Annotated in this window: 2 protein-coding genes; both read right to left on the bottom strand. The window is 57.4% G+C overall.

The window, feature by feature from the left end:
• Positions 1-275 (bottom strand): bifunctional nuclease family protein (locus WA354_RS11050; protein ID WP_472813066.1); only part of this gene is annotated, 275 nt, incomplete at its 3' end.
• A 45-nt stretch (positions 276-320) separates the two neighbouring features.
• On the bottom strand, positions 321-1655 hold the full coding sequence (miaB, locus tag WA354_RS11045) for a tRNA (N6-isopentenyl adenosine(37)-C2)-methylthiotransferase MiaB (RefSeq protein ID WP_472813067.1): 1335 nt from the start codon (positions 1653-1655) through the stop codon (positions 321-323).
• Positions 1656-1782: the final 127 nt, after the last annotated feature.

Genomic DNA, 1782 nt, shown 5'->3' with positions numbered 1-1782 from the left:
AGCCAGATCACCGCATAAAACGTATCGTCCTTCAACTCGCTGACCACAACTTTGCGAATGCCGGTTCCAAGGCCCAGCAGCAAGGTCTTGATCAAATCGTGAGTCATAGGCCGGGGCGTCGAAACTTTTTCGATCTCGAGGGCAATTGCATTGGCCTCGTATATGCCGACCCAGATTGGCAGAATGGTATTCCCATTCAGATCCTTCAGCACCACGATGGGCATGTTGGTGACGGGATCCATCATCAATCCGCGGATTTTCATTTCGACTTCCATGCGCCCCCCTTTCATAGCAAGTATCGCGCCTGCGCGCGCCCATACTCAAATCACTGCTTCACCAGCTAACGAATTCGGGCCCGCGCGAGTGACTCGAACGCTCCACGACGTGCCGGCCAGATTTGCACCCGCCAGATTTGCACCCGCCAGATTTGCACCAGAAAGAGTAGCGCCATCCCGCGGCCCCGCAACGTGAGGATGAACGAAGTTGAGCGTTCGGTTTTGCGACGTGCGTCCAATCCATTGACCCGTTGCATGATTATAACCTTCCACGAAGGTCTCTTCGACGGTGCCCACTAAATCCGAGTTGCGGCGGATCTGGATGGCGCGCTGCTTTTCCTGGACAATCGCCAGGCGGCGGATCTTTTCCTCTTCGCTGATGTGATCGGCAATATCCAGCGCGGCGGTATTCGGGCGCCGCGAGTACTTGAACCCGAACAGCGAATCGTATTCCACTTCGTCCAACAGCGCCAGGGTCTGCTCGAAGTCTTCTTCGGTCTCGCCAGGAAAGCCCACGATGATGTCGGTAGTGATGGAGATGTTGCGGCGCGCCTGCTTCATCCAATCGATGCGGCGCATATATTCGTCGCGCGTGTAGAGCCGCTGCATGCGCGCTAGCACTCTCGAGGACCCGGACTGCACAGGAAGGTGAACGTGATTGCAAAGCACCGGATTGTCGTCGATGGCGTCGATAATTTCCTTGACGAAATCGCGCGGATGCGAAGTGGTGAAGCGCACACGGCGGATGCCGTCCACTTCGCCCATCGCCCGCAATAACCGTGCAAAGTCCCAACCGGCAGGCGATGGATCGCGATAGCTGTTCACATTCTGGCCCAGCAATTGGATTTCGATGTAGCCCATGCGAGCCAGCTCACGCGCTTCGCGCAGCACGCTTTCGCTGGTGCGGCTGCGCTCAGGCCCGCGCGTGAACGGCACCACGCAATAGGCGCACGATTTATCGCAGCCTTCGATGATGGTGATGTAGGCGCGGTGCGGATTGTCGCGACGAGTGAACGGCGTTTCGAACGCCTGATCGTTGTCCAGGCTCAGGCCGGTGACGCGGCGGTTTCCACTTTCCAGTTGAACCAGCATCTCCGGCAGCTTGGCATAGCTGGCCGATCCCGCAACCAGGCTGACGTGCGGGGCGCGCTCGAAGATCCGTTCGCCTTCCTGTTGCGCGACACAACCGAGTACGCCAAATACCTTACCCCGGTTGTGACGCTTGAATTCCTGTAAGCGGTGAAACACCTTCTGCTCGGCCTTGTCGCGGATACTGCAGGTGTTATACAGAACCAGGTCCGCTTCGTCCGGCTTGGCTACCTGGGTGTATCCTTGTGACAACAACGTGCCGATGACCTTCTCGGAGTCGTGCGCGTTCATCTGGCACCCGAAGGTCTCGATATAGAAAGTCTGCATGCTTAGGCTTTCGATTCCATTGTACTCACGTTGAGACGGGCTGCGGGTGTTGGGAGAATCTCTCCGGTTGCAGGAGAATACAACTGCAAGC

Source organism: Occallatibacter sp. (assembly GCF_049802275.1).
Taxonomy (GTDB): domain Bacteria; phylum Acidobacteriota; class Terriglobia; order Terriglobales; family Acidobacteriaceae; genus Telmatobacter.
This window is presented reverse-complemented; position numbering and strand designations above follow the sequence as displayed.

Excerpts from the sequence above, each read along its gene's own strand:
- miaB (WP_472813067.1), bottom strand. The coding sequence starts at position 1,655 with ATGAACGCGCACGACTCCGAGAAGGTCATCGGCACGTTGTTGTCACAA.